This is a genomic window from Nocardia sp. NBC_01503 (assembly GCF_036327755.1).
In the GTDB taxonomy this organism is placed as follows: domain Bacteria; phylum Actinomycetota; class Actinomycetes; order Mycobacteriales; family Mycobacteriaceae; genus Nocardia.
Genome location: NZ_CP109596.1, coordinates 3472751 through 3497022, shown reverse-complemented (window position 1 = coordinate 3497022; position 24272 = coordinate 3472751). Strand labels below are relative to the sequence as shown.

The window sequence follows — 24272 nt, the reverse complement described above, 5'->3', positions numbered from 1 at the left end:
CATCACCTTTCCTGTTGCCGGGAACCGCCGTCGCCGATCACCGGCGTGGATTTTGTTGTGTCACAGGGCTCCTCGTGTTGATCACCGAACGGATCACCCCACTCGGCCACCCGCTCCGGGGCGAACCGCACCTGCCGCAATTCGTCCTCGTCGACCAGTGCCCAGTGCAGGGCATGCCGGATCTCCTGCGCATCGGCCTCGTGCACCAGAATCACCAGCGAGCTGTGCCGGTCACCGAAGTGCTCATGCCAGCGCAGGGACGCCATCAGCTGCCGCTCCGGATCGACCTGCGCGATCTCCTCGGAAGCCATTGCGGCCAGCCATTTTCCGGCCCCACCGATCCGCAGACCACCGCCCGCCGACTCCAGCCACACCACCTCATCCGGCTGCGTCGCCAACCAGATGCGGCCGCGCGCGCTCACCACGCCGTCGAGCAGCACGTCGATCGCCGAGTGCAGCCGGTCCGGGTGGAAGGGGCGGTCGGTGTCGAACTCCACCAGTGCCACACCGCAATCCGGCTCCAGCGGCGGTTCGCCACGCAGCAGGCAGGCATGCGGATCGAAGCCGGCACCGCAACGGGAATCGGCGGGAATCCGATCCAGCAGACCGAAAAGCGCGTCGGCGCGCAGCATTTCGGAGTGTGCGTGCGCGCCGAGGGAGGCGGGCTCGTCGAGCCAGGCGATCGGTGCGCGCGGAGCCAGCCGAGCCAGCACGGCACCGGTTCGCATGCGGATATCCGGATCGGCTCCACCATCGAAACCCAGTAGGGCATCGGCGAATTCGACCTGACCGACCGCCAGTTGGGCCACGGTGCGATCATCCTCGGCGGTGGCGTGGCCGCGCTCGGCCAGGGTGTCGTCACCGGTCGCGTCGGCCAGCCAGTCCCGGGCATCGACACAGGTGAGCACCGCCTCGATACGCACGGCGCGCCCGGCCGGACCATCCACCCGGCCCGGCACCCCGCTCACCACCACATCCCGAATGGCCTGGCAGACCGCCTCGGCCTCGAAGGCCGGATCCAGTGCGAGCACAATGCGCCGCACCGAATCACGTTGCGCCAGTACGCAGAGATAGGGCAGCAGATCCGCGCGCAGCGTGCACGAGACGCAGCCGTGCGCGAGTTCGAGCACGTTCACCTCCTCGCGAACCGGCCGGCCGGACAGCAGCGGTGTGGTGTGCACGGTCCGGCGCACCACACCCTCGCGCAGTTCGGCGAGGTCATGCCGGACCACCACGGTGCCCAGCTCGGAGCCGAGCCGCTCGGCCGCGCGCAGTACGCCTTCGGCGGCGCGGCCGGGCAGACCGGCGATCACCAGCACGGGTGTTCGGTCATCCACCGGATCCCCTTTCGACAACGATTTTCATTTACAGGGGGCTCAGCGTACATTGGAATAAACCCGTTGTCGAAAATGATTGTCATCTGCAGAAAGGGTGGATATGTCGGCCATCTGCCAGGTCACCGGGCGCAAACCCGGCTTCGGCAAGTCCGTTTCACACTCACACACCCGGACCAACCGGCGCTGGAACCCCAATATCCAGCGCAAGACCTACTACCTGCCCAGCGAGGACCGACGCATCACGCTGAACGTCTCCACCAAGGGCGTCAAGACCATCGACCGCGACGGCATCGAAGCGGTCGTCGCCCGGCTGCGCGCCAGCGGCCAGAAGATCTGAGGAGCATCAGATGGCATCGAAATCGACCGAACTCCGGCCGATCGTCAAACTCGTCTCCACCGCCGGAACCGGCTACACCTACGTCACCCGCAAGAACCGGCGCAACGACCCCGACCGCATGACCCTGCGCAAGTACGACCCGAGGGTTCGCAGGCACGTCGACTTCCGCGAAAGCCGTTGACATGGCGAAGAAGTCGAAGATCGTCAAGAACGAGCAGCGCAAAGAGATAGTGGCCAGGTACGCAGCTCGACGCGCCGAACTCAAGGAGCTGATCCGCAAACAGTCCGCCCTGGAGTTCGCGGCCCGCCCCGTTTCTGGACCGAGTGGAGCGGGGGAGCGCAGCGGAGGAGCGGAGGGAGAGAAGAAACGGGGTCACCAGGGCCGCGAACAGCCGGAGCGAAGCGTAGGCGAGTTGTACGCGGCCCTGGCGCGGCTGCCGCGCGATGCCAGTCCGGTACGATTGCGCAATCGGGACGCCGCGGATGGACGCCCACGTGGTCATCTCCGCAAGTTCGGCCTTTCGCGCATACGCGTACGCGAAATGGCTCACCGCGGAGAACTGCCCGGTGTACATAAATCGAGCTGGTAACCACCCACAGATCTCGTGAGAAGGAACCGCTGACATGGCAGTGAAGCGAGCACCCTCGAAGAAGGCCCGCGCCGAGCAGGGCCGCAAACCCAAGAAGAACCCACTGATCGCCGCCGGCGTCGAGACCGTCGACTACAAGGACGTGAACCTGCTCCGCACGTTCATCTCCGACCGCGGCAAAATCCGCAGCCGCCGCGTCACCGGCCTCACCCCCCAGCAACAGCGCCAGGTCGCCATTGCCGTGAAGAACGCCCGCGAAATGGCGCTGCTCCCCTTCACCACGAGCCGCTGACGCAGCTCCCGGGCAGTGAAAAACATTGCGCCCCCGATGCTTTCGTATCGGGGGCGCAAGGCAAATCGAGGTAGGAAGCGAGCCCGCCGCGCCGGTGAGGTGCGGAGGCGGAGCCCCTGGGACTCGAAGAGTCCCTCCCCCGCATAAGCAGAGTCCCCGAGTGCTCGCACTCGGGGACTCGTTCAGCTGTGTTGCGGCGCCGCGACTTACGGGATGGTCAGGACCTGACCGGCGTTGATGGCATCCGGGTTGGGGATGCCGTTGGCGTCGGCGATCTGCTGGTAGCGGTTGCCGTCACCGTAGAAGCGCTCGGCGATCGCCCACAGGGTGTCGCCGGGCTCGACCGTGTAGGTCTGGGCGGCCGGGGGCGGCGGCGGGGGCGCGTCCTCGACGGCCGCGGCCTGGGTGGCGACCTCTTCGACCGGAGCCGCGATCGGGTTGTCCGTGTTGGTGCCGGTGGACCAGACGGCCCCGCCGTCACCGTAGAGGACCACATTGCGGTCCGGCTGCACGACCAGGCGATCGACGGACTTGCCATTGGTCTCGGTGGACCATTCGGCGCCGCTGTCGCTGTAGAGGACGAAGTTGCCGTCCGCCTGCAGCGCCGCGCGCTTCACGCCCTTGCCGTTGGTGGCCGACGCCCACTCGACCTTGCCGCTGGGATCGGCCAGCACCAGGTTGCCATCATCTTGCAGAGTCAGGGAGTACGCGCCGCCCACGAGCGACTGTCCGAGACCAAGTTCTTCGCCAACCTTCAATGCGTCGCCCATGGTGGGTCCTTTCCGGAGGGGAGAGCTACAGATAATTCGATGGCGCGTAAGTGCATTCGCACATCTCCTACCGAGGTTACTGCTCCCGCCCCGGTCCGGGTGCGGATTACGCGCCGAGTCCCCGGATAATTTGGCTCACTGTCGCTGGGAGTTCGCTATACGTCCATATCCGCCCCGACCGGTCTGACCGTTAGGGTGGTCCGCATGTACGGGACCCGAGGCCGCCGCCTCACCGCCACCGCCGTCGCCGCCCTGCTGAGCCTGACCCTCGCGGCCTGCGGCGACACCGAAAAGACTGGCGACAAAACAACAACCGGCACCGGCACCACCAGCGCCGACCCGGCCCCCACCGAGGCGCCGCAGGGGCAACTGGGCCGCGAATTCACCGCCGACCCAGGCATTGTGAACCCGCATCCACTGCAATTCGACAGCTGGACCCGCCTGGCGGATGACAAGATCGCCGTCAACTTCACCACCGGCTCGCCCGAATGCTACGGCGTGGACGTCACCACCACCGAGACCGCCAAGAGTGTCACGATCGCCCTGCGCTCGGGCACCCGCGCCGACGCGGTGGGCCGCATGTGCACCATGATCGCCGTCTTCGGCAGCCTGCAGATCCAGCTGAAGTCCCCGCTGGGTGACCGAGAAGTGTTGAGCGGCAAGTAGTCCCAATACGGGTTCGAAAAGCACAGGGCCGGTTGCGGATCGCTTTCACGATCTGCAACCGGCCCGGACGAGCCCTGAAAGCTTTTACACCCGTAGGGCTTTCACTCAGTGCGCGAAGTGGCGCGAACCTGTCAGGTACAGGGTGACACCGGCTTCCTTGCACAGCTCGATGGTGTCCTTGTCACGGATCGATCCACCGGGCTGCACGATGGCGCGCACGCCCGCGGCGACCAGAATCTGCGGACCGTCCGAGAACGGGAAGAACGCGTCGGAGGCAGCCACCGAACCCTGGGCGCGCTCACCGGCGCGGTCCACGGCCAGCTTGCAGGAGTCGACCCGGTTGACCTGCCCCATACCCACACCGACGGCCGCACCGTCGTGCGCCAGCAGGATCGCGTTCGACTTCACCGAACGGCAAGCCCGCCAGGCGAATTCGAGATCGGCGAGGGTCTGCTCGTCGGCGGCCTCGCCGGCGGCGAGGGTCCAGTCGGCCGCGCTGTCACCCTCGGCATCGAGGATGTCACGGTCCTGCAGCAGCAGTCCGCCGCTGACCGGGCGCAGCTCCACACCCTTGCGCTGGGCCGGGGTGGCGACGAGTACGCGCACATTCTTCTTGCGCTGCAACACTTCCACCGCACCATTGGCGTAACCGGGCGCGACGATGACCTCGGTGAAGATCTCCGCGACCTGCTCGGCCATCTCCACACTCACCTCACGATTGGCCGCGATGACGCCGCCGTACGCGCTGACCGGATCGGTGGCGTGCGCCTTGCGATGCGCCTGCGCGATATCCGACGCCACCGCGACACCACACGGGTTGGCGTGCTTGATGATCGCGACCGCGGGCTCGTCGAAGTCGAACGCGGCACGCCAGGCGGCATCGGCATCGGTGTAGTTGTTGTACGACATCTCCTTGCCGTGCAACTGCTTCGCCTGCGCCAGACCCTGCGCACCGGCCTCGCTGGTGTACAGCGCCGCGCCCTGATGCGGGTTCTCGCCGTAGCGCAGCACTGAATCACGGTTCCAGGTCGCGCCGACCCAGGCCGGGAAACGCTGCGACGCATCGGATTCCACGCCGTCGGCGGCCTCGGCGGCCGGGACCGCGACGCTGGTCATCCAGCTGGCGACGGCCACATCGTAGCTGGCGGTGTGTTGGAAAGCCTTGGCGGCCAAAGCGGTTCGCTCGGCGAAGGTGAAACCGCCGCCCTGCACCGCCTTCAGCACGCTGTCGTACTCATTGGTGTCCACGACCACCGCGACGGAGGGGTGGTTCTTGGCCGCGGCGCGCACCATGGACGGTCCGCCGATATCGATCTGCTCGACCGATTCGTCGACGCTCGCGCCACTGGCCACGGTCTGGGTGAACGGGTACAGGTTCACCACGACCAGCTGGAAGGCCTCGACACCGAGTTCGACGAGCTGATCCAGGTGCTCATCCTTGCGGGTGTCGGCCAGAATGCCGGCGTGCACGCGCGGGTGCAGCGTCTTGACGCGGCCATCCAGGGTCTCCGGAAAACCGGTCAGGTCTTCGACTTTGGTGACCGGGATGCCGGCATCGGCGATCTTGCCGGCGGTCGAACCGGTCGAGACCAGCTCCACGCCCGCAGCGTGCAGACCGGAGGCCAATTCGATCAGACCGGTCTTGTCGTAGACGCTTACCAGGGCCCGCTTGATCGGCTTACGCTCACTCACCGGAGAACCTCATTCGGGATAACTGCCTTTCGTCCATCGGAGACAATGCCTCGGACCGCGACGGCTGCGACGGTCTCCGCCAGCAGCCGGCGCTCCACAACCTTGATGCGCTCATGCAGCGCCGCCTCGTCGTCACCGGGCAGCACCTCGACCGCCTCCTGCGCCAGGATCGGTCCGGTATCCACGCCGGAATCCACCAGGTGCACGGTCGAACCGGTCACCCGCACGCCGTAGGCCAGTGCGTCCCGCACCCCGTGCGCGCCCGGGAAGGCGGGCAGCAGCGCCGGATGGGTATTGATGATCCGGCCACCGAACCGCTGCATGAAGCGGGGGCCGAGGATCTTCATGAACCCGGCCGAGACCACCAGATCCGGCGAGAACGCGTCGACGATCTCGGTCAGCGCCTGATCCCAGGCCGCGCGATCCTCGAAATCGCTCAACTCGACCATGAACGACGAAACGTCGAAGGCCTCGGCATGATCGAGGGCCGCGCAATCGCGATCCACGCCGACGGCGACGACCCGGGCCGGATAACCCGGCTCCCGAGTCGCTTCGAGCAGCGAACGCAGCAGCGAACCGGTGCCGGAGGCGAGCACGACGACCGTCGCGGGCGCGGACGGCGGTAGCAGCTGGGTGGGCGTGGAGCTCAGCGCACTACTCCCTGGGTATCGGGCGGAAAGGGAACGGCGGAATGCGATCCGCCGCCCTAGAGCCTAACGACCGTCCACTTCAGGGTTGTCCGGCAGGTCTCCCTCTACCACTTCGGCGTCGACTATGTCGGAGTTCTCCGCCGATTCGGCGTGCGGTTCGTGGTCGAGGGCGTCGGGTTCGTCCAGGAGTTCGCCGTCGACCTCGACCACATGACCCGGATCGTCATCGTCGTAGTAGTCGTCGTACTCGTCGTCCTCGTAGTAGTCGTCCTCGGCGTACTCGCCGTCGTAGCCGTCGTCCTCGTACTCGGTGTCGTATTCATTGTCGTCGTAGTCGTATTCGGCCGCAGGCACCTCGACGGGGGCGAACCAGCGCGCGCCGAGCATGCCGACATAACCGGTGGCGGCGAACCAGAGAAAGGCCAGCACCGCCGCGATCAAGGCATCGGGGCCGATCCAGCCGAAGGTGCCGAGCTCACCACCGGCCACGGCACCGAGCAGCGCGATCAGCACCGCGGCCGAGGCGGCGGCGGTGAGCGTCGCCCACGGCGCGGTGGGGCGGTCATCGGTACCGCGGCCGCAGTCCAGGCCGCCGAGCACGCCGACGGCCGCCGGAGCGATGAGAAAGACCAGCCACCAGGCCGCGACCGGGCCGGACGGTACGGCCGCCAGCACCGGTACCGCCGGGACGGGCGCGCCGTCGATGCCGAACAGACTCAGCGACCCCGCGCCGATCCGCACCTGGCCGCCGAGCAGCACGCTCACCGCATCGATCAGCGCATTGGGCAGATAGGCCAGCGACAGCAGCGTCAAACCCAGTGCGCCCGCGAAATTTCCGGCCGAATGATAGGTGTCACCGATCCGCGACCAGTGCACGACGAACGACACCACGGTGAGTACAGCGGCCACACCGAGCAGCCGCCACACCGAACGCATCCCGGCTCGCATCCCCGGAACCACCCAGTGCGGCAGGGGAATCGGCAGCAGATCGGTGAAATCACGCCAATGCCGCACGCCCACACCGGCGATCACCGCGAGCAGGTGCAAACCGATCACCCAGGCGAAGGCGACCAGGGTATTCGGCGGCTGCAAGGCCACCACAGCGGAAGCGTCATCGGCCACCGCCAGGCAGACCGCGGTCACCAGCAGCGGCCCGCCGGTCGCCGCACCCGCGATCCAGGCCAGATCCACCGGGGTGCAATCCCCTTCGGCCGCACAGTGATCGGCGGCCCGGGCGCAGTCGCGCGCCACCAGCCACAGCATCAGCCCGGTCGGCAGCAGCGGCCACAGTCCGATCGAGGTCCGGCCGATGGTCAGCGGAACCTGATGCACCGCAAGCCAGCTCGCCGATATCGCCCCCGACGCACCCGAAAGCCCACTCCCCGCGGCCAACAGCGTCCCGAACACCACGGCGAAAATAATCAACAGCACAATGGCCGAAGCCCTGGCCGCCACGAAGAACAACACCCGGGCCCACTCAGGAGTGAGCGACCCGAACCCGCCCCCGCCTACCGAGACCGGACCCCGCGGTCTTTCCCGCACATCCTCATCGGTCACCCGAGCCAGGGTAGTTCTCGGCGCACTCATGGAAAACCAGCCTGGCAGCTGCACCGCTCCCCCGCAGGCAGGCGCGCCGCACTCCGATCAGGGATGACCGGACCAGCCGCCGAACACGAAAAAGGCCCCCAGCATGTGCTGGGGGCCGCTCATTTCGCGCTGGTTCTACTTATCGTCCTGGCCCGGACGGAAGGCGCGGGTCGCGTCGGCGGCCGGATCGGCGGCCTGTTCGCCTCCGAAGGGCTGGGCCGGGCGCGGCGGCTGCGAGCCGAAATGCTGAGTGGCGTCGGCGCTTCCGGGCTGACCGTAGGACGGCTGCTGCTGGCTGAAACCACCCGGCTGCTGACCGTACGACGGCGGCTGCTGACCATAGCTCGGCTGCTGGTAGCCGCCACTGCTCTGCCCGGCGGGCTGCTGCCCGTAGGACGGCTGCTGCGGGTACTGGCCGCCGGTGCCGTAACCGGCCTGCTGACCCGGCTGCTGGCCGGGCTGACCGTAGGACGGCTGCTGCTGGCCGAAGCCCTGCTGGCCGAAGCTCGGCTGCTGGTAGCCACCACTGCTCTGCCCGAACGGCTGCTGGCCGAAGCCTTGCGGCGCAGCGGGCTTCGGGGCCGGAGCCTTCACGATGCCCGCCTCGAACAGCACCGCCAGCACGGCGATCACGGCCTGTACGAAGGACAGGAACACGATCAGCCAGCCACCCCACTTGGTGGACAGCTCCCCGGTGAACGAGTTGAACAGGATCGACAGGAAGCCCGCCAGCGAGGCGGCCGCCGCGACCCCGGTCCAGTTCTGCTTGGGCAGCAGCGACAGACCGGCGAGCAGACCGGCGAAGAGCAGGATGCCGACGAGCAGCGGATCCGACTCGAACAGGCTGTAGGTGAGGCTGAGTTCCTTCGCGCCCTTGTACGGCGCGAAACCCAGCAGGAAGTTGATTACACCGAGCGCCGCGACGCCCACGGTGAGGAGGAAGGGAAGGCCCTTGCCCGCCACGCCACCCGTACTCGACCCTGCTGCGGGACCACCCGCGGGCTGCGAGCCGTAGCCAGGTGCGTTGGAAGGCGTCGGCGCGGGCCCGTTGTATCCCGAGCCCCCGGTCGGGTATGACATGTCGTCGTCTCCTATCGAGTCGTTCACGAACTCTTACCGACGCTACTGCACCGCGCGGCCGGGGTCACGGCGTGCCACTCGCCGACACCGGACCGCAATGCCCGGGTGCCGCCGGTACAAACAACCCGGCCACTCCGCCATGATCGCGAACGAAAGTTGACGGGTAACGAAAAGTGCGATGATTGAGGCTGCTCTGGGCGAACAACCTCACCAGCACGAGGACCGAACGGTACGGAGGCGGGCGATGACCGTGGAGATGCAACCGATCTCGCACAACCAGCCGATCAGCGTGGAAGAATTCGACGCTCTGCCAGTCGACAACAGCCTGATTTACGAGATCGAGAACGGACTCTTGCTCGTGAATGCTCGCCCCGCGCCGCCGCACAGTCGGGCCATAGTCCGCTTGGCCGCCCAGATAAATGCCCAGCTGCCCGCAGAGTGGGAAGCGCTCCCTGAGCTCGAAGCCGAACTACCGGTTGGCGATTCGCAGCGGCGTGTTCCCGATCTGGTGATCGCCCCCGACGAAGTCGACGAACAGACCCGCGTCCGGAGTGACCAGATCGCGCTGGCAATCGAGATTGCGTCGTCTGGTGAATCGGCGCTGCGTGACTACTCGATGAAATCGAGCGAGTACGCCGCGAACGGGATCGCGCACTACTGGGTGATCGATCTACTCGACGTCGAGCATGCCGCTGTCGGCCTCACCATTTTCGTCCTGGGTGACAACGGCCGCTACACGATCCAACCGCGCGTCACCGGGACCGTACGGGTCGACGAGCCGTTCCCACTCGTCATCGACCTCGACGCACTGTCCACGAAGCGAAAAACCGAAGGATAGCGCCGCAGTAAGCCCGAACATCAGCAACGGCGAAGGCCGCCTCCCGAATTCGGGAGGCGGCCTTCGAGGCTCGAACATCAATGGCGACAACTGATTTCGTGAGGTCCGGGTAACTCCCCGGGTACCCCCGAAATCGGGGTCGCACCGGAACCGCACCACGCGTCCCCGACGCCAACGGCTCTCAGCCGGGCGCTGAAGGCGCGGAGTGGCGGGACAGCTCAGGCGGTGATGCTGGCCTTCTCGAGGATTTCGCGCGCCAGGGCGGCGGTCTCGGACGGGGTCTTGCCGACCTTCACGCCCGCGGCCTCGAGGGCCTCCTTCTTGCCCTGGGCGGTGCCCGCACCGTCGGAGACGATGGCGCCGGCGTGGCCCATGGTCTTGCCCTCGGGGGCGGTGAAGCCCGCGACGTAGCCGACGACCGGCTTGGTGACGTTGGCCTTGATGTAGGCCGCGGCCCGCTCCTCGGCGTCGCCGCCGATCTCGCCGATCATGACGATGAGCTTGGTCTCGGGGTCCTTCTCGAACGCCTCGATGGCGTCGATGTGGGTGGTGCCGATGATCGGGTCGCCGCCGATGCCGATGGCGGTGGAGAAACCGAAGTCCCGCAGCTCGAACATCATCTGGTAGGTCAGGGTGCCCGACTTGGAGACCAGGCCGATCGGACCCTTGCCCGCGATGGTGGCCGGGGTGATGCCGACCAGCGACTCGCCCGGGGTGATGATGCCGGGGCAGTTCGGGCCGATGATCCGGGTCTTGTTGCCCTTCTCGACGTTGTAGGCCCACGCGTACGCGGTGTCCTGCACCGGGATGCCCTCGGTGATGACCACGAGCAGCGGGATCTCCGCGTCGATGGCCTCGATGATGGCGTCCTTGGAGAAGGCGGGCGGCACGAAGGCGATCGAGGTGTCGGCCCCGGTCTTCTCCATGGCCTCGGCGACGGAGGCGAAGACCGGCAGCTCGACCTCGTTGCCGTCCTTGTCGACATGCTTGACGGTGGTGCCCGCCTTGCGCGCGTTGACACCGCCGACCACGTTGGTGCCCGCCTTCAGCATCAGCGCGGTGTGCTTGGTGCCCTCACCGCCGGTGATGCCCTGGACGATGACCTTGTTGTCCTTGTTCAGGAAGATAGACATATTGGTTCGTGTCCCTTACTTGGCGGCGGCCAGTTCGGCGGCCTTGTCGGCGCCTTCGTCCATGGTCTGAGCGAGAGTCACCAGCGGGTGGTTGAAGTCGGCGAGGATCTTGCGACCCTCCTCGACCTTATTGCCGTCGAGGCGCACGACCAGCGGCTTGTTGGCCTCGGCGCCCAGGGTCTCCAGCGCGCCGACAATGCCGTTCGCGACCGCGTCACAGGCGGTGATGCCGCCGAAGACGTTCACGAACACACTCTTGACCTGGGCATCGCCCAGGATGACATCCAGGCCGGCGGCCATGACGGCGGCCGAGGCGCCGCCACCGATGTCGAGGAAGTTGGCGGGCTTGACGCCGCTGTGGTTCTCACCGGCGTAGGCGACCACGTCCAGGGTGGACATGACCAGACCGGCGCCGTTGCCGATGATGCCGACCTCACCGTCGAGCTTGACGTAGTTGAGGTCGTTCTCCTTGGCCTTGAGCTCCAGCGGATCGGTGGCGTCGATATCCGCGAACTCCGCGTGGTCGGGGTGGCGGAACTCGGCGTTCGCGTCCAGGGTGACCTTGCCGTCGAGGGCGAGGATTTCGTCATTGGGGGTGCGAACCAGCGGGTTGACCTCGACCAGGGTGGCGTCCTCCTTGACGAACACCTCCCACAGCTTCTGGATGGTCACGGCCGCGGCGTCGAGCACCTCGGCGGGCAGGTGGCCCTGCTCGGCGATGGAACGGGCGAAGGCCAGGTCGACACCCTTGACGGCGTCGACGGGCACCTTGGCCAGACGCTCGGGGGACTTGACCGCGACTTCCTCGATCTCCATGCCGCCCTCGACCGAGCACATGGCCAGGTAGGTGCGGTTGGAACGGTCCAGCAGGAAGGAGATGTAGTACTCCTCGGCGATGTCCTTCGCCTCGGCGACCAGGATCTTCTTGGTGATGTGGCCCTTGATGTCCAGGCCCAGGATGTTCTGGGCGTGGGTGAAGGCGTCGTCCGGGGTGGCGGCGTACTTCACGCCACCGGCCTTGCCGCGGCCACCGACCTTGACCTGCGACTTGATCATGACCGGCTTGCCGATTTCTTCGGCAATCGCACGCGCGTCCTCGGCCGTGTCGGTGACACGACCCTCCGACGAAGGCACTCCGTGCTTCACGAAGAGTTCCTTCGCCTGATATTCGAAGAGATCCATGTACTCACCGTCTCGTCTGCGTTGTTGTGACAACGTCTGGGTTGGCGGCCCGTTGTCGACCCGTAGCGACTGCTTGCAGGTCGCTCGAAAGGGTCAGCGGGTCGGGTCGGACTCTAACCAGTCACATGGAGCCGAAATCAGCCGCATACAGCCTAAGTGGCGCAGGTCACGGTACTGTCTCTGTGCTCACAAAACGCCTTGTCAATGCTACTCACGGGTAGCTTGTTGACGGTCCGCCAGGTAGAACACTCGAATCCCGCAGCGTGATACGGGCTACTACGTGGCGTCGTTGACAGAGCTCACCTGGTTACCCACAGCACAGTGAGGAAATGTCGGCTCGCGACGTGATGAATGTCACACGAGCGTGTCGAACCCCTTCCATCGCTTGCTGAGCCGCAATCGTTTCGTTACCGTCGATGCGGTCGATGTCACAACCCGGTCACGACAGGAGGACGGCAGGCTTGACGCAGCACAGCGCTCCGCAGGTAGAGCTCCGCTCCGCAGGCACTCCGTCAGCTCCGCGGCAATACCTGGACCAGCTCCGATGAGCGAGGGTCCGTTCCCAGCACGCAGTCGCGCCAAACACGGCCATCGCTATCGCGAAGAGGCCGAGAACTTCGGCGGCGCAACCCACTTCGAGGCCCCGGCACGCAGCCAGGTCGCACACGGAGATTGGTCCGGTTCACAGAACTGGGATGCCCCGGCCGCCCCCGCGCAGAACTGGGAAGCTCCCGCCGAGAACTGGCAGGACTCCGCCGCCGGTTGGCAGGACTCCGCGCAGAACTGGCAGCCGGAACCCAATTGGGAGGCCGCCCAGTCCAACTGGGAGTCACAGCCGCGGTGGGGCAACGCCGGTGGCTGGGATGAACAGGCCGCGTGGAACACCCCCGCCGACCAGTCCGGACCCAACACCGGTGGCTGGGCCGCCCCCAATCCGAGCGATTGGGCCGGGCAGTCCCGCGCCAATTGGGACTCCCCCGCCGATCCGTCGCCCTCGGGTGACTATCGACCCGTCTACAGCTTCCGCACCGCCTCCGGTGACCGCCTCGACTTCTCCGGTGACGGCGCGCGCGTCGATCAGCGTGCGAGCGAAGCGGATTCGGCCGAGGATCGCCCGAAGATTTCCGGTGGTCGCCGCCGCGCCGGTGGTACGCACCGCGTTCCGACTCCGCCGAGCTCGCTCAAGGGTCGCGCCGCCGTGGTGGCCGTGGCCGCGGGCGCGGTGGTCGCCGCCGGACAGACCGGTATGGAGACCACCGGCGCACAGGCCGACAATGTCGAGTACCAGGCCGCCGCACAGGTGCGCGAGGTCTCCGCGAACGAGACCATCGGCGATACGTCCGGCTCACCGCAGGTGCTGAATTCGGGTGCGCCCGTTGATCTCACCCAGTTCAACGACATCTTGCAGAAGGGCCAGAAGTACGCGGCCGATCTGGCCGCCGCCGAGGCCGCCAAACTGCGCCCGCTCTTCACCAAATTCGCCGCCGGAAACTTCACCTCCGGTTTCGGTATCCGCTGGGGCGTCCAGCACCTCGGCGTGGACGTGGCGGCCCCCATCGGCACCCCCATCTACGCCGTAGCCGACGCAACGGTCCTGGAGGCAGGCCCCGCTTCGGGTTTCGGTATGTGGGTCCGTCTGCTGCACGATGACGGCACCGTGACCATCTACGGCCACATCGACACCGCGACGGTGTCCGCGGGCCAGCGTGTGCTGGCGGGCGACCAGATCGCCACCGTCGGCAACCGCGGCTTCTCCACCGGCCCGCACTGCCACTTCGAAGTCTGGCTCAACGGCGTCGACAAGATCGACCCCCTGCCCTGGCTCGCCTCCCGCGGCATCTCCCTCGGCATCCAGCGCGACTGAGTTCCAAGCATTTACAGCTGCCCACCCGGGAAACCGGGTGGGCAGTTCGCGTTTCGAGAGGTTGTCGAGTTCTCGGCCTGAGTCGGGCTCGGTGTGGATCCCGGCCGAAAGATGCCGGGATGACTGGGGCCTCTGCCCGCCGGGACCGCAAGCGATGCCACGGTGAAGAAGATGGCGGGGCGTGCACGTGCCGGAGCGGCGGACTGTCCGCCGACACCTGACGGATCACACCACCCGCAGAAGTCCGTGCGCCGCACATGAACTCGCCGTGCGCGGCGGGCAGCTAGAGCTTTACCAAGGTCCGGCTGTAGGAGGGGATGAGGCGGATTTTGCCAGCGGTGCCGAAGTCGATGGTGACGGTGGCCAAGGTGCCGAAGCCTTCGGCGGCCACCACTCGGCCGAGGCCGTATTTGTCGTCGCTCACGCGGTCACCCACGGCCAGGACGAGGCCGGTGTTGTTGCGTTTGCCCGCACCGCTGCCGCCGGAGGAGGGGGCGGGGCGGCGGTCGCCGCCGCGGACACCGGGGCGGGTTTCCGGGGACCAGCCGTCGCCTCGGGTCCAGTCGCGTTCGAAGCCCTCGTCGTCACCGCGGCGGCGGCCCATGCTGCGACCGGTTTGGGAGACGGTGGGCTCGAGGCGGCGCCAGTCCATCAGGTGGCCCGGAATCTCCTGTAGGAAGCGGGATTCGGGGTTGGAGACGGGCTGCCCCCAGCCGGAGCGGACCACGGCGCGGGTCAGGTAGAGGCGCTGGCGGGCGCGGGTGATGCCGACGTAGGCCAGGCGGCGCTCCTCGGCCAGTTCGGTGGGATCGCCCAGGGCGCGCATATGCGGGAACTGGCCGTCCTCCCAGCCGGTGACGAAGACGACGGGGAACTCCAGGCCCTTGGCGGTGTGCAGGGTCATCATGGTGACGACGCCGGTGCCCTCGTCCGGAATCTGATCGCTGTCCGCGACCAGCGAGACGCGCTCCAAAAAGGCTGCGAGGGAACCGGGTTCGGGTTCGCCCTCGGCCTGTTCGGGCACAATGCCCTCCGCCCGTGCGGCTTCCACATTGTTGCGCGCTTCGGAGCTGAATTCGCGTGCGACGCTGACCAATTCGTTGAGATTGTCCAGGCGCGCGCCGTCCTGCGGATCGTCGCTGGCCTCGAGTTCGCGGCGGTAGCCGGTGCGGTCCAGCACGGCCTCGACCACATTGCCGACATCCGGGAAGTCCTGATCCGGCTGCACACCGGCGGCGCGGATCTCGTCGAGCAGTTCGACGAATCCGGCGATGGCCTTCACCGCACGGGTATTGAGCAGTGCGACCTTACCGTCGGCGGCATCCCGAAGCGCCTGTGCGAAACCGATATCGCGCTGTTCGGCATGCACGGCCACGCACGCCTCGGCGCGGTCGCCGATCCCCCGGCGCGGGGTGTTGAGAATGCGGCGCAGGCTCACCGCGTCATCCGGATTCTCCAGCACGCGCAGGTACGCGACGATATCGCGGACCTCCTTGCGCTCGTAGAAGCGCACCCCGCCGACGACCTTGTACGGCAACCCCATTCGAATGAAGATCTCTTCGAGCGCACGGGAGTTGTTGTTGGTGCGGTAGAAGACCGCGACATCGTTGTAGTTGGCATCGCCCTGGTCGACCAGCTTGTCGATCTCACGCGCCACGAACGAGGCTTCGTCATGCTCGTTGTCGGCGACATAGCCGACGATCAGCTCACCGTCGCCGGAGTCGGTCCACAGCTTCTTCTCACGCCGGTTCTCATTACGCGAGATGACGGCGTTGGCGGCGGCCAGAATATGCTGGGTGGAGCGGTAATTCTGTTCCAGCAGAATGGTTTCCGCATCCGGGAAGTCGCGCTCGAACTCCTCGATATTGCGGATGGTCGCGCCGCGGAAGGCGTAGATGGACTGGTCCGCGTCACCCACCACGCACAACTCGCTCGGCGGCACCCGGTCGGCGGCTTTGTTCTCTTCCTCGAGCGCGCCGTCCGCACCCCAGACGTGCCGGTGATGCCCGACCAGTTCGCGCACGAGCACGTACTGCGCGTGGTTGGTGTCCTGGTACTCGTCGACCAGCACGTGCCGGAAGCGCCGCCGGTAGTACTCGGCCACCTGTGGATGCCGTTGCAGCAGGGCCACCGTCTCGCCGATGAGGTCGTCGAAGTCCATGGCGTTGGCCGCGCGCAGCCGCCGCTGGTACTCGTCGTAGACGCGGGCGACCAGGCGCGGCAGTTCGGCCTCCTCGGTCTCGGCGTCGGCGGCGGCCTGGGCCGGATCGACGAGTTCGTTCTTGAGATTGGAGATGGCGGTGGCGAGCAGGCGCGGGGTGTACTTCTTGGCGTCGATATCGAAGTCGCGGCTCACCATGGCGAGCAGGCGGCGGGAGTCGTCGGCGTCGTAGATGGAGAAGTTGGAGTTGAGCCCGGCGACCAGATTGGCCTGTGTGCGAAGTATGCGAACACAACTGGAGTGGAAGGTGGAGACCCACATTCCGGCCGCGCGCGGTCCGACCAGACCGGCGACGCGTTCGCGCATCTCGGCCGCGGCCTTATTGGTGAAGGTGATGGCCAGCACCTCGCCGGGGCGGACCCCGCGGGCGTCCAGGAGATAGGCGATACGCCGGGTGAGTACGGCGGTCTTTCCCGATCCGGCACCCGCCACGATCAGCAGCGGAGTTCCGGTGTGCACCACCGCCGCGCGCTGTTGCGGATTCAACCCCTCGAGCAGTTTCTGCTCGGCCTGCTGCTCGTCCCTCGCCACCGTCGTCTTCATCGCCCATCCACGCTACCGGCGGGCACCGACAGGTGCGCATCCGGCGGCGAAGGTGTCCGATAAGTGCCGGTCCGGCGAACCCGAGGTGAACCTCGGCGGCGCGAAAACTCAGCAGATTCACAAACGGAGACGTTTTGGTTTGCTCACACCACATGGCACACTGGCCACATGACCGGCGCTTTGGCTAGTGAATGCACCTGAGCGGGTCCAGCGGGGGACAATGTAGAACGCAAGAGGTCTGATTCTTGGTGAAGAACCGATCGGTAACGGGTCGGGGCCGCCTGCCGATCGACGTTCTGGACCACGAGGAGTTGAAAGTATGAGCATCTCGACGACGGGGCAATCCGAGCCTGCCACCGGAGCGGACTCCGCCATGCCCGCCGAGACCGCGGCCGCCGAGGCGACCGCGCTGCCCTCGGAGGCGGAGATCGACAAGCTGCGCAAGGAGATCGACAAGCTCGACGCCGAGATCCTGGCGGCGATCAAGCGCCGGACCGAGGTCTCGCGCATTATCGGCCGCACGCGTATGGCGAACGGCGGCACCAAGCTCGTGCACTCGCGCGAGATGAAGGTGCTGGAGCGTTTCAGTGAGCTCGGTCAGGAGGGACACACCCTCGCCATGCTGCTGCTGCGCCTGGGCCGGGGTCGTCTCGGCCACTGAATTTTCGGCCTCCGCTCCGCTACGGCGGGTCGCGGGCTCCATTTTCGGCCTCCGCTTCGCTCCGGCGGGTCGCGGGCTCCATTTTCGGCCTCCGCTCCGCTACGGCGGGTCACGGCCCTCGTGACCCCGTTTCTTCCCTCCCTCCGCTCCTCCGCTTCGCTCCCCCGCTCCACTCAGTCCAGAAACGGGGCGGGCCGCGACTTTGGGTGGGGGTTATTGGCGGGGTTGTCTCCGGGTGTTAACGCGCGGGACTGGTTGGGGCGATAGAACGTGCGGTGTGCCGTACAGGGCACCGCTGACCACGCGACACTCGTGCGAGCGAGTAGCGCTTTCCAGAGGCCGCCCCGGGTGTCTTACCCCGGGGCGGTTCTTCATTTGCGGAGGAATCCGGACGGTCGGGATCAGGGCAGGGCGATGTACTTGGTGTTGAGGTACTCCTCGATGCCCTCGAAGCCGCCCTCGCGACCGAAGCCGGACTCCTTCACCCCGCCGAAGGGTGCGGCCGGATCGGAGATGACACCGCGATTGACCCCGACCATGCCGGTCTCCAGGCCCTCGGCAATGCGCAGCGCGCGGTCCAGGCTCTGCGTGTAAACGTATGCGACCAGCCCGAATTCGGTGTCGTTGGCGGCGGCGAGCCCCTGCTCCTCGGTATCGAAGCCGACAACGGGGGCGACCGGTCCGAAGACCTCTTCGCGCAGGATGCGGGCCTGCGGCGGGAGATCGGTGAGCACGGTAGCCGGGTAGAACCAGCCCGGTCCGCCGGGAGCCTTACCGCCCAATTCGACTCGCGCACCGGCGGATACGGCGTCCTCGACCAGCTCGGTGACGGTGTCCAACTGGTCTTCGTTGATCAGCGGACCGAGCGTGGTCTGTGGATCGGTACCCGGGCCGAGCTTGTATTCGGCCATGGCGGCGACCAGTTTCCGGGTGAACTCCGCGCGCACCGAGTTCTGGACGTGGAAGCGATTGGCGGCCGTGCACGCCTCGCCGCCGTTGCGGAGCTTGGCCAGTACCGCGCCCTGGACGGCCGCATCGATATCGGCATCGTCGAAGACCACGAAGGGCGCATTGCCGCCGAGCTCCATGGAGGTGCGCAACAACCCGTGCGCGGAGCTCTCCACGAGCTTCTTACCGACCGGAGTGGATCCGGTGAAGGTGAGCTTGCGCAGCCGCGGATCGTTCAGCAGCGGGGCGGTGACGGCGCCGGAATGCGATGTCGTGATCACCGACAGCACGCCGTCGGGCAGTCCGGCATCGCGGCAGAGCTGCGCCAGCAGCAGCATGGTGAGCGGGGTCTCGCTCGCGGGCTTGACGATCATGGTGCAGCCGGCGGCGAGAGCGGGCCCGATCTTGCGGGTGCCCATGGCGAGCGGGAAGTTCCACGGGGTGATGGCCAGACAGGGCCCGACCGGTTGTTTGGTCACGAGGATGCGCCCGGTCCCGGCGGGGGCGGCCTGATACCGGCCGTGGATGCGGGTGGCCTCCTCGCTGAACCAGCGGAAGAACTCCGCGCCGTAGCGGACCTCATTGCGGCTCTCGGGCAGCGCCTTGCCCATCTCCAGGGTCATGAGGAGGGCGAACTCCTCGGACCGGGCGGTAATGGCCTCGAAGACCGCGCGCAGGATCTCACCGCGCTCGCGGGCGGGGGTGGCGGCCCATTCGGCCTGGACGGCGACGGCCGCGTCGAGGGCGCGCACCGCGTCTTGTGGAGTGGCGTCGGCGATTTCGACGAGGGTCTCCCCCGTGGCCGGATTGCGCACCGGGAAGGTCCCGCCCCCGGTGGCATCGACCGGTCCGCCGATCCACAGTCGCGTAGGTATGGAATCGAGTAGTTCGCGTTCTGACACCATGCGAATCAGCCTAGGCTCTGTTTGATTTGCCGAAGCTGCGCTTCGGCGGGTTCGCGGCCCTGTGAGCTCGGTTCTTCACTCCTCCACTCAGTCGCTGCGCTCCCTCGCTCCAGAACCGAGCCGGGCCGCGAACTTGCTCTGTTTGATTTGCCGAAGCTGCGCTTCGGCGGGTTCGCGGCCCTGTGAGCTCGGTTCTTCACTCAGTGCCCTCTGCCTACGCTGCGCTTCGGCGGGTTCACGGCCCTGTGAGCTCGGTTCTTCACTCAGTGCCCTCTGCCTACGCTGCGCTTCGGCGGGTTCACGGCCCTGTGAGCTCGGTTCTTCACTCAGTGCCCTCTGCCTACGCTGCGCTTCGGCGGGTTCACGGCCCTGTGAGCTCGGTTCTTCACTCCTCCACTCAGTCGCTGCGCTCCCTCGCTCCGTCGCTCCAGAACCGAGCCGGGCCGCGAACTTCGTGGGTTCACACGAAGTTCGTGGCCTCGGTCGGCTCGGCCCTCCCACGACGCATCTCGAGTGACCCGCACAAACGCGAACTCGATGGCTTCGATCTGCGGGTTCGGGTTCGAGTTACCCGGGGTTACCTGCGCGTAGGAGAGGGTGGTTGTAACCTCGGCGAACGTGAGCAGCGACATCACCGCATCGGCGGCCTGGCGGAAACTGCACGACCATCATGCGTCCATCGCCGGGCGCCACCTGCGGGAATTCTTCGCGGAGGATCCGAAGCGCGGGGGTGAGTTGACCGTCGAGGTCGCCGACCTGCATATCGACTACTCGAAGCATCGCATCACCCGCGAGACCTTGGATCTGCTGGTCGAATTGGCGGAAACCGCTGGCGTACAGCGGTATCGGGACGCCATGTTCGCGGGTGAGCACATCAACACCTCCGAGGATCGCGCGGTCGAGCATGTGGCGCTGCGGGTTCCGGCCGGTGCGGTCGTCATGGTCGACGGCGCCGACGCGGGTGCGCAGGTGCACGAAGTACTCGACCGGATGGGCGATTTCACCGATGCGGTGCGTTCGGGTGAGTGGCGCGGTGCGACCGGTGAACGGATCAGCACGGTGGTGAATATCGGTATCGGTGGTTCGGATCTGGGTCCGGCCATGGTGTACCTGGCGCTGCGGCACTACGCCGATGCGGGCATTTCGGCGCGCTTCGTCTCGAATGTCGATCCGGCGGACCTGGTTTCGAAGCTGGCGGGGCTCGACCCGGCCACGACGCTGTTCATCGTGGCGTCCAAGACCTTCTCCACACTGGAGACGCTCACCAATGCCACGGCCGCGCGCCGCTGGCTGGTCGCGGCGCTCGGCGAGGAGGCGGTGGCCAAACATTTCGTCGCGGTCTCCACCCATGCGCGGCGGGTCGCCGATTTCGGTATCGACACCGCGAATATGTTCGGCTTCTGGGATTGGGTCGGCGGCCGATACTCGGTGGATTCGGCCATCGGCCTGTCTGTCATGACGGTTATCGGCAGGGAGCGGTTCGCCGAGTTCCTCGACGGTATGCACCGGGTGGACGAGCATTTCCGGACCGCGCCGCTGGCGCAGAACGCGCCGGTGCTGCTGGGTCTGCTGGGTGTGTGGTACTCGAATTTCTTCGGCGCGCAGTCGCGGGCGGTGCTGCCGTACTCCAATGATCTGGCGCGGTTCCCGGCGTATCTGCAGCAGTTGACCATGGAGTCGAACGGTAAGTCGGTGCGGGCGGACGGCACGCCGGTGACCACCTCGACGGGTGAGATCTTCTGGGGTGAGCCGGGAACCAATGGTCAGCACGCGTTCTATCAACTGCTGCACCAGGGTACGCGGCTGGTACCCGCCGATTTCATCGGATTCGCCCGTCCCACCGACGATCTGCCGACCCTCGACGGGTCGGGCAGTATGCACGACATTCTGATGAGCAATCTGTTCGCGCAGACCAAGGTGCTGGCCTTCGGCAAGACCGCCGAGGAGATCGCCGCCGAGGGCGCCGATCCGAAGCTGGTGCCGCACAAGGTGATGCCGGGCAATCGGCCCTCCACGGCGATTTTGGCCCCGCAGCTGACTCCGTCGGTGCTCGGACAGCTGATCGCGCTCTATGAACACCAGGTGTTCGTCGAGGGCGCCATCTGGGGTATCGACAGTTTCGATCAGTGGGGGGTGGAGCTCGGCAAGGCGCAGGCATTGGCGCTGGAGCCGCTGCTCACCTCGGCCGAAGATCCTGAACCCCAGGCCGATTCGTCCACTGACGAACTGATCCGCTGGTACCGGGAGCGCCGCGCCTGATCAGCCGATGCGGAGGCGGGCCAGCTCGACCCGGTTGCTGACGCCGAGCTTCGGGAAGGCCCGATAGAGGTGGTGCCCAACGGTTTTGGGGCTGAGGAACAGTTGGGCGGCGATCTCCTTGTTGGTGGCCCCGGCCGCGGCGAGCCGGACCACCTGGAGCTCCTGCGGGGTGAGCCGAGCCGCGATATCGTCCTCGGGCTCGGGGACCGAACCCTCACCGGCGGCGCGCAATTCGATGCGGGCGTGTTCGGCCCAGGGCGTCGCGCCGATGCGGTCGAAGGTCTCCAGCGCCTGGCGCAGGTGCACACGCGCCTCGTTCATCCGGCGCTCACGACGCAGCCATTCGCCGTAGACGAGTGCGGTGCGCGCGTGATCGTAGCGGCGGTCCGCGATCAGATGCAGTTCCAGCGCCCGCGCCAATAGTGCACCGTCGCCGCGCAGCATGCCCTGGCAGCTGAGCACGATGCCCTCGGCCCACGGCGTGTCCAAGGCCGCTGCCCAGGTTTCGATTTCGGCCATCGCCGCCTCGGCACGTTCGGGTTTGCGCAGTCGCACGGCGGCTTCGATGAGATCCGAGAGCAGATCGATCCAGTGTCCGCGCGCCTGTGCGGGCGCGCGGTGTAGTGCGTCGAGGCGGGCGAGCGCCTGTTCGTAGCGGCCGGTCCCCAGATCCAGTAGGCCGAGCGCCCATTCGCTGTGCGTGACATCGACGGCGTTGTGGTCGCCGGGGGCGTTGCGCAGATTGCGTTCGGCGAGTTCGCGGCAGCGCGGTTCATCGCCCTGGACCGCGGCGATGAGCGCGAGTACCGCCTCGGCCCCGGCCACCCGCGAGGGCTGTCCGATATCGGCGGCGATGCGGGCGGTGGCGGTGGCCATGAGCTCGGCCTCGCGCATCCGCCCGAGAATGAATTCCGTTGTGGCCAGGGTGCTTCCGATGGCGGGGAACCAGCCGATCATGCCGCGGGCGCGGGCCATATCGGCGAGTTCGGTCAGATGCTCACGCGCGATGGCCATATCGCCGATGAGAGCCGCCTGCAGCGCGAAAGCCAGTCGGACCGAGATCATTTCGAGCGGTACGTTCAGGCTGAAGGAGACATTGGCGCGAATCACCGAGATACCTTCGGCCAGTTCGCCCTCGAGCAGTGCGAGTCCGCCGCGCAGGGCGGCCTGGAGCGGTCCGGCGATATCGCGCGGTAGTTCGGCGAGCCGGTCGTTGGCGGCGGTCACGGCGGCGATATTGCCTGTGGTCCAGGCGATTCGGCCGGCCTCGACGAAAAGCAGGGCGGCCCGCTCGGGTTCGATCTCGGCGACCTGCGCGGCGGCGTCGAGCATGAGTTGCTGTGCCTTGCGCAGTGATCCGTGCTCGAACTCGAGCAGTCCGCGGGTGCCGCCGATGCGCGCGCGTTCGACGGGCCCGAGCGGTAGGCGTTCGGCGGTGTCGGCGAGGCGGCGCGCGCGTTCGGTATGACCGGCCTGCGCGGCGGTCTCGACGGCGAGGACCAGTCGCCGGGCGCGGGCGTCCGGATCGGGGGTGAGGGTGGCGGCGCGTTCCAGCGCGATGGCGGCGGAGGCGTGCCCGGTGCGTTCCCGGGCGCGTTCGGCGGCGGATTCCAGTGCGGCGGCGACGGTTTCGTCGGGTCCGGTGCTGGCGGCGGCCAGATGCCAGGCGCTGCGGCTGGGGTCGTCGGCGAGCACCTCGGCGATGGCGGCGTGTACCGCGAGGCGCTGGGTGAAGGAGGCGCCGTGGTAGGCGGCGGAGCGTTGCAGCGGATGCCGGAAGCTCACGGTCTGTCCGGTGACGGCCACCATGCCGGAGAGTTCGGCCTCGTCGAGGGCGGTCGCGGTGTACCCGAGCAGTTGCAGGGCGCGCAGTACCACGCCGAGGTCGCCGGTCTCCTCGGCGGCGACGACGAGCAGTGCGGTGCGTGTGCACGGGGTCTGCGCGGCGATCTGGCGTTCGTATCCGCCCTGTAGCCGCAGTGGTAGCGGGAGCGGTGCGGCGGGTGAGACGTCCCGGTGCATATTCGGGAATTCCAGTAGTGCCAGCGGGTTTCCGGCGGCTTCGGCGAGTACCCGGTCACGCTGGTCGGGGCTCAGACTCGGACTGCACGCGGTGAGCAGGGCGACGGCGGAGGTGGCGTCCAGCGGTCCGAGTCGCAGCTCCGACAGACCGCCGGGTTCGAAGCCCTTGCGCCCGGCGAAGAGCATGACGATGCCCTCCGCGCCGAGTCGCCGGGCGGCGAAGCGCAGTACATCGGCCGAGGGCCGGTCCAGCCAGTGCGCGTCGTCGATGAGGCAGAGCACGGGTCCGTCGGTGGAGAGTTCGGCGAGCAGGGTCAGGGTCGCGACGCCGATGAGGAAGCGGTCGGCCCCGTCCGAGGGGCAGAGCCCGAGTGCGCCGCCGAGTGCCCGGCGCTGCGGTTCGGGCAGGGTGTCGAGGCGGTCGAGAGCGCTGCCGAGCAGCAGATGCAGTCCGGCGAAGGGTAATTCGGATTCGGATTCGACGCCGGAACAGCGGAGTATCCGCCAATCGGCGGCCTGCGCCGCGGCGTATCGCAGCAGTGCGGATTTGCCTTCGCCCGCCTCGGCGGTGAGGGCCAGTGCGCCGCTGCGACCGTGGCGCGCGGCGCGGAGCAGGGTTCCGATCTGCTGCACTTCGGGGAGGCGACCGTACAGCACATGCGACAACCTATGCACCGCGTGACGAATCGGCAAAC

At 67.2% G+C, this 24272-nt stretch carries 20 protein-coding genes; 9 read left to right on the top strand and 11 right to left on the bottom strand.

The window, feature by feature from the left end; genetic code table 11:
* Positions 1–2: 2 nt before the first annotated feature.
* On the bottom strand, positions 3–1337 hold the full coding sequence (gene mrf, locus OHB26_RS15525) for a ribosome hibernation factor-recruiting GTPase MRF (protein ID WP_330184867.1): 1335 nt from the start codon (positions 1335–1337) through the stop codon (positions 3–5).
* A 100-nt stretch (positions 1338–1437) separates the two neighbouring features.
* Between mrf and rpmB the strand changes: the two genes are divergently transcribed.
* The 4 genes from rpmB to rpsR are packed head-to-tail and all read left to right on the top strand — an operon-like array spanning position 1438 to position 2556.
* A complete protein-coding gene (gene rpmB / locus OHB26_RS15520) occupies positions 1438–1674 on the top strand; it encodes a 50S ribosomal protein L28 (protein ID WP_330184866.1) in 237 nt (78 codons plus the stop codon).
* Positions 1675–1684: 10 nt separating this feature from the next.
* Positions 1685–1855 (top strand): 50S ribosomal protein L33, encoded by a 171-nt coding sequence (gene rpmG, locus OHB26_RS15515; protein WP_330184865.1) that lies wholly within the window; start codon positions 1685–1687, stop codon positions 1853–1855.
* Position 1856: 1 nt separating this feature from the next.
* Positions 1857–2264, top strand: coding sequence for a 30S ribosomal protein S14 (gene rpsN, locus OHB26_RS15510; protein ID WP_330184864.1), 408 nt, complete (start codon positions 1857–1859; stop codon positions 2262–2264).
* A 34-nt stretch (positions 2265–2298) separates the two neighbouring features.
* On the top strand, positions 2299–2556 hold the full coding sequence (gene rpsR, locus OHB26_RS15505; RefSeq protein ID WP_330184863.1) for a 30S ribosomal protein S18: 258 nt from the start codon (positions 2299–2301) through the stop codon (positions 2554–2556).
* A 206-nt stretch (positions 2557–2762) separates the two neighbouring features.
* Here rpsR and OHB26_RS15500 read toward each other — a convergent pair whose 3' ends face one another.
* Entirely contained in the window at positions 2763–3326 is a 564-nt protein-coding gene (locus tag OHB26_RS15500) for a LysM peptidoglycan-binding domain-containing protein (protein ID WP_330184862.1), read from the bottom strand.
* 204 nt (positions 3327–3530) lie between these two features.
* Between OHB26_RS15500 and OHB26_RS15495 the strand changes: the two genes are divergently transcribed.
* On the top strand, positions 3531–3992 hold the full coding sequence (locus OHB26_RS15495) for a hypothetical protein (protein ID WP_330184861.1): 462 nt from the start codon (positions 3531–3533) through the stop codon (positions 3990–3992).
* Positions 3993–4097: 105 nt separating this feature from the next.
* Here the strand turns inward: OHB26_RS15495 and purH are convergent, their stop codons facing one another.
* The 4 genes from purH to OHB26_RS15475 all read right to left on the bottom strand — a co-directional run bounded on the left by purH (position 4098) and on the right by OHB26_RS15475 (position 9001).
* The gene (gene purH / locus OHB26_RS15490) at positions 4098–5684 is read right to left on the bottom strand and encodes a bifunctional phosphoribosylaminoimidazolecarboxamide formyltransferase/IMP cyclohydrolase (protein WP_330184860.1); all 1587 of its coding nucleotides are present in this window, start codon (positions 5682–5684) and stop codon (positions 4098–4100) included.
* On the bottom strand, positions 5681–6334 hold the full coding sequence (gene purN, locus OHB26_RS15485) for a phosphoribosylglycinamide formyltransferase (protein WP_330185654.1): 654 nt from the start codon (positions 6332–6334) through the stop codon (positions 5681–5683). Before purN ends, purH begins: the two co-directional genes overlap by 4 nt.
* 63 nt (positions 6335–6397) lie before the next feature.
* Positions 6398–7891: a cell division protein PerM gene (locus OHB26_RS15480; protein ID WP_330184859.1), complete on the bottom strand. Its 1494-nt coding sequence runs from the start codon at positions 7889–7891 to the stop codon at positions 6398–6400.
* A 165-nt stretch (positions 7892–8056) separates the two neighbouring features.
* Entirely contained in the window at positions 8057–9001 is a 945-nt protein-coding gene (locus OHB26_RS15475; protein ID WP_330184858.1) for a DUF5336 domain-containing protein, read from the bottom strand.
* A gap of 244 nt (positions 9002–9245) precedes the next feature.
* Here OHB26_RS15475 and OHB26_RS15470 point away from each other — a divergent pair, with 244 nt between their 5' ends.
* Positions 9246–9839 carry a Uma2 family endonuclease gene (locus tag OHB26_RS15470; RefSeq protein WP_330184857.1) on the top strand — a complete coding sequence of 198 codons (594 nt, stop codon included), beginning with the start codon at positions 9246–9248 and terminating at the stop codon, positions 9837–9839.
* A 218-nt stretch (positions 9840–10057) separates the two neighbouring features.
* Here OHB26_RS15470 and sucD read toward each other — a convergent pair whose 3' ends face one another.
* Together sucD and sucC are read right to left on the bottom strand one after the other, a co-directional pair.
* Positions 10058–10972 (bottom strand): succinate--CoA ligase subunit alpha, encoded by a 915-nt coding sequence (sucD, locus tag OHB26_RS15465; protein ID WP_067572883.1) that lies wholly within the window; start codon positions 10970–10972, stop codon positions 10058–10060.
* Between the two features lie 15 nt (positions 10973–10987).
* The gene (gene sucC / locus OHB26_RS15460) at positions 10988–12154 is read right to left on the bottom strand and encodes an ADP-forming succinate--CoA ligase subunit beta (protein ID WP_330184856.1); all 1167 of its coding nucleotides are present in this window, start codon (positions 12152–12154) and stop codon (positions 10988–10990) included.
* 544 nt (positions 12155–12698) lie between these two features.
* Between sucC and OHB26_RS39710 the strand changes: the two genes are divergently transcribed.
* Positions 12699–14018 carry a M23 family metallopeptidase gene (locus OHB26_RS39710; protein WP_442942952.1) on the top strand — a complete coding sequence of 440 codons (1320 nt, stop codon included), beginning with the start codon at positions 12699–12701 and terminating at the stop codon, positions 14016–14018.
* 283 nt (positions 14019–14301) lie between these two features.
* Here OHB26_RS39710 and pcrA read toward each other — a convergent pair whose 3' ends face one another.
* Positions 14302–16782 carry a DNA helicase PcrA gene (pcrA, locus tag OHB26_RS15450; RefSeq protein WP_330184855.1) on the bottom strand — a complete coding sequence of 827 codons (2481 nt, stop codon included), beginning with the start codon at positions 16780–16782 and terminating at the stop codon, positions 14302–14304.
* Between the two features lie 373 nt (positions 16783–17155).
* Here pcrA and OHB26_RS15445 point away from each other — a divergent pair, with 373 nt between their 5' ends.
* The gene (locus OHB26_RS15445) at positions 17156–17443 is read left to right on the top strand and encodes a chorismate mutase (protein ID WP_330185653.1); all 288 of its coding nucleotides are present in this window, start codon (positions 17156–17158) and stop codon (positions 17441–17443) included.
* A gap of 401 nt (positions 17444–17844) precedes the next feature.
* On the opposite strand, the gene OHB26_RS15440 is transcribed toward OHB26_RS15445, so the two are convergent.
* Positions 17845–19296, bottom strand: coding sequence for an NAD-dependent succinate-semialdehyde dehydrogenase (locus OHB26_RS15440; protein WP_330184854.1), 1452 nt, complete (start codon positions 19294–19296; stop codon positions 17845–17847).
* Between the two features lie 618 nt (positions 19297–19914).
* Here OHB26_RS15440 and pgi point away from each other — a divergent pair.
* On the top strand, positions 19915–21555 hold the full coding sequence (gene pgi / locus OHB26_RS15435; RefSeq protein ID WP_330184853.1) for a glucose-6-phosphate isomerase: 1641 nt from the start codon (positions 19915–19917) through the stop codon (positions 21553–21555).
* On the opposite strand, the gene OHB26_RS15430 is transcribed toward pgi, so the two are convergent.
* The gene (locus OHB26_RS15430; RefSeq protein WP_330184852.1) at positions 21556–24234 is read right to left on the bottom strand and encodes a helix-turn-helix transcriptional regulator; all 2679 of its coding nucleotides are present in this window, start codon (positions 24232–24234) and stop codon (positions 21556–21558) included.
* Positions 24235–24272: the final 38 nt, after the last annotated feature.

Coding starts and splice junctions, on each gene's coding strand:
- rpmG (WP_330184865.1), top strand. CDS start 1,685: ATGGCATCGAAATCGACCGAACTCCGGCCGATCGTCAAACTCGTCTCC.
- OHB26_RS39710 (WP_442942952.1), top strand. CDS start 12,699: ATGAGCGAGGGTCCGTTCCCAGCACGCAGTCGCGCCAAACACGGCCAT.
- rpsN (WP_330184864.1), top strand. CDS start 1,857: ATGGCGAAGAAGTCGAAGATCGTCAAGAACGAGCAGCGCAAAGAGATA.
- rpsR (WP_330184863.1), top strand. CDS start 2,299: ATGGCAGTGAAGCGAGCACCCTCGAAGAAGGCCCGCGCCGAGCAGGGC.
- OHB26_RS15470 (WP_330184857.1), top strand. CDS start 9,246: ATGACCGTGGAGATGCAACCGATCTCGCACAACCAGCCGATCAGCGTG.
- OHB26_RS15495 (WP_330184861.1), top strand. CDS start 3,531: ATGTACGGGACCCGAGGCCGCCGCCTCACCGCCACCGCCGTCGCCGCC.
- OHB26_RS15475 (WP_330184858.1), bottom strand. CDS start 9,001: ATGTCATACCCGACCGGGGGCTCGGGATACAACGGGCCCGCGCCGACG.
- sucC (WP_330184856.1), bottom strand. CDS start 12,154: ATGGATCTCTTCGAATATCAGGCGAAGGAACTCTTCGTGAAGCACGGA.
- pcrA (WP_330184855.1), bottom strand. CDS start 16,782: ATGAAGACGACGGTGGCGAGGGACGAGCAGCAGGCCGAGCAGAAACTG.
- rpmB (WP_330184866.1), top strand. CDS start 1,438: ATGTCGGCCATCTGCCAGGTCACCGGGCGCAAACCCGGCTTCGGCAAG.
- sucD (WP_067572883.1), bottom strand. CDS start 10,972: ATGTCTATCTTCCTGAACAAGGACAACAAGGTCATCGTCCAGGGCATC.
- OHB26_RS15440 (WP_330184854.1), bottom strand. CDS start 19,296: ATGGTGTCAGAACGCGAACTACTCGATTCCATACCTACGCGACTGTGG.
- OHB26_RS15500 (WP_330184862.1), bottom strand. CDS start 3,326: ATGGGCGACGCATTGAAGGTTGGCGAAGAACTTGGTCTCGGACAGTCG.
- OHB26_RS15445 (WP_330185653.1), top strand. CDS start 17,156: ATGCCCGCCGAGACCGCGGCCGCCGAGGCGACCGCGCTGCCCTCGGAG.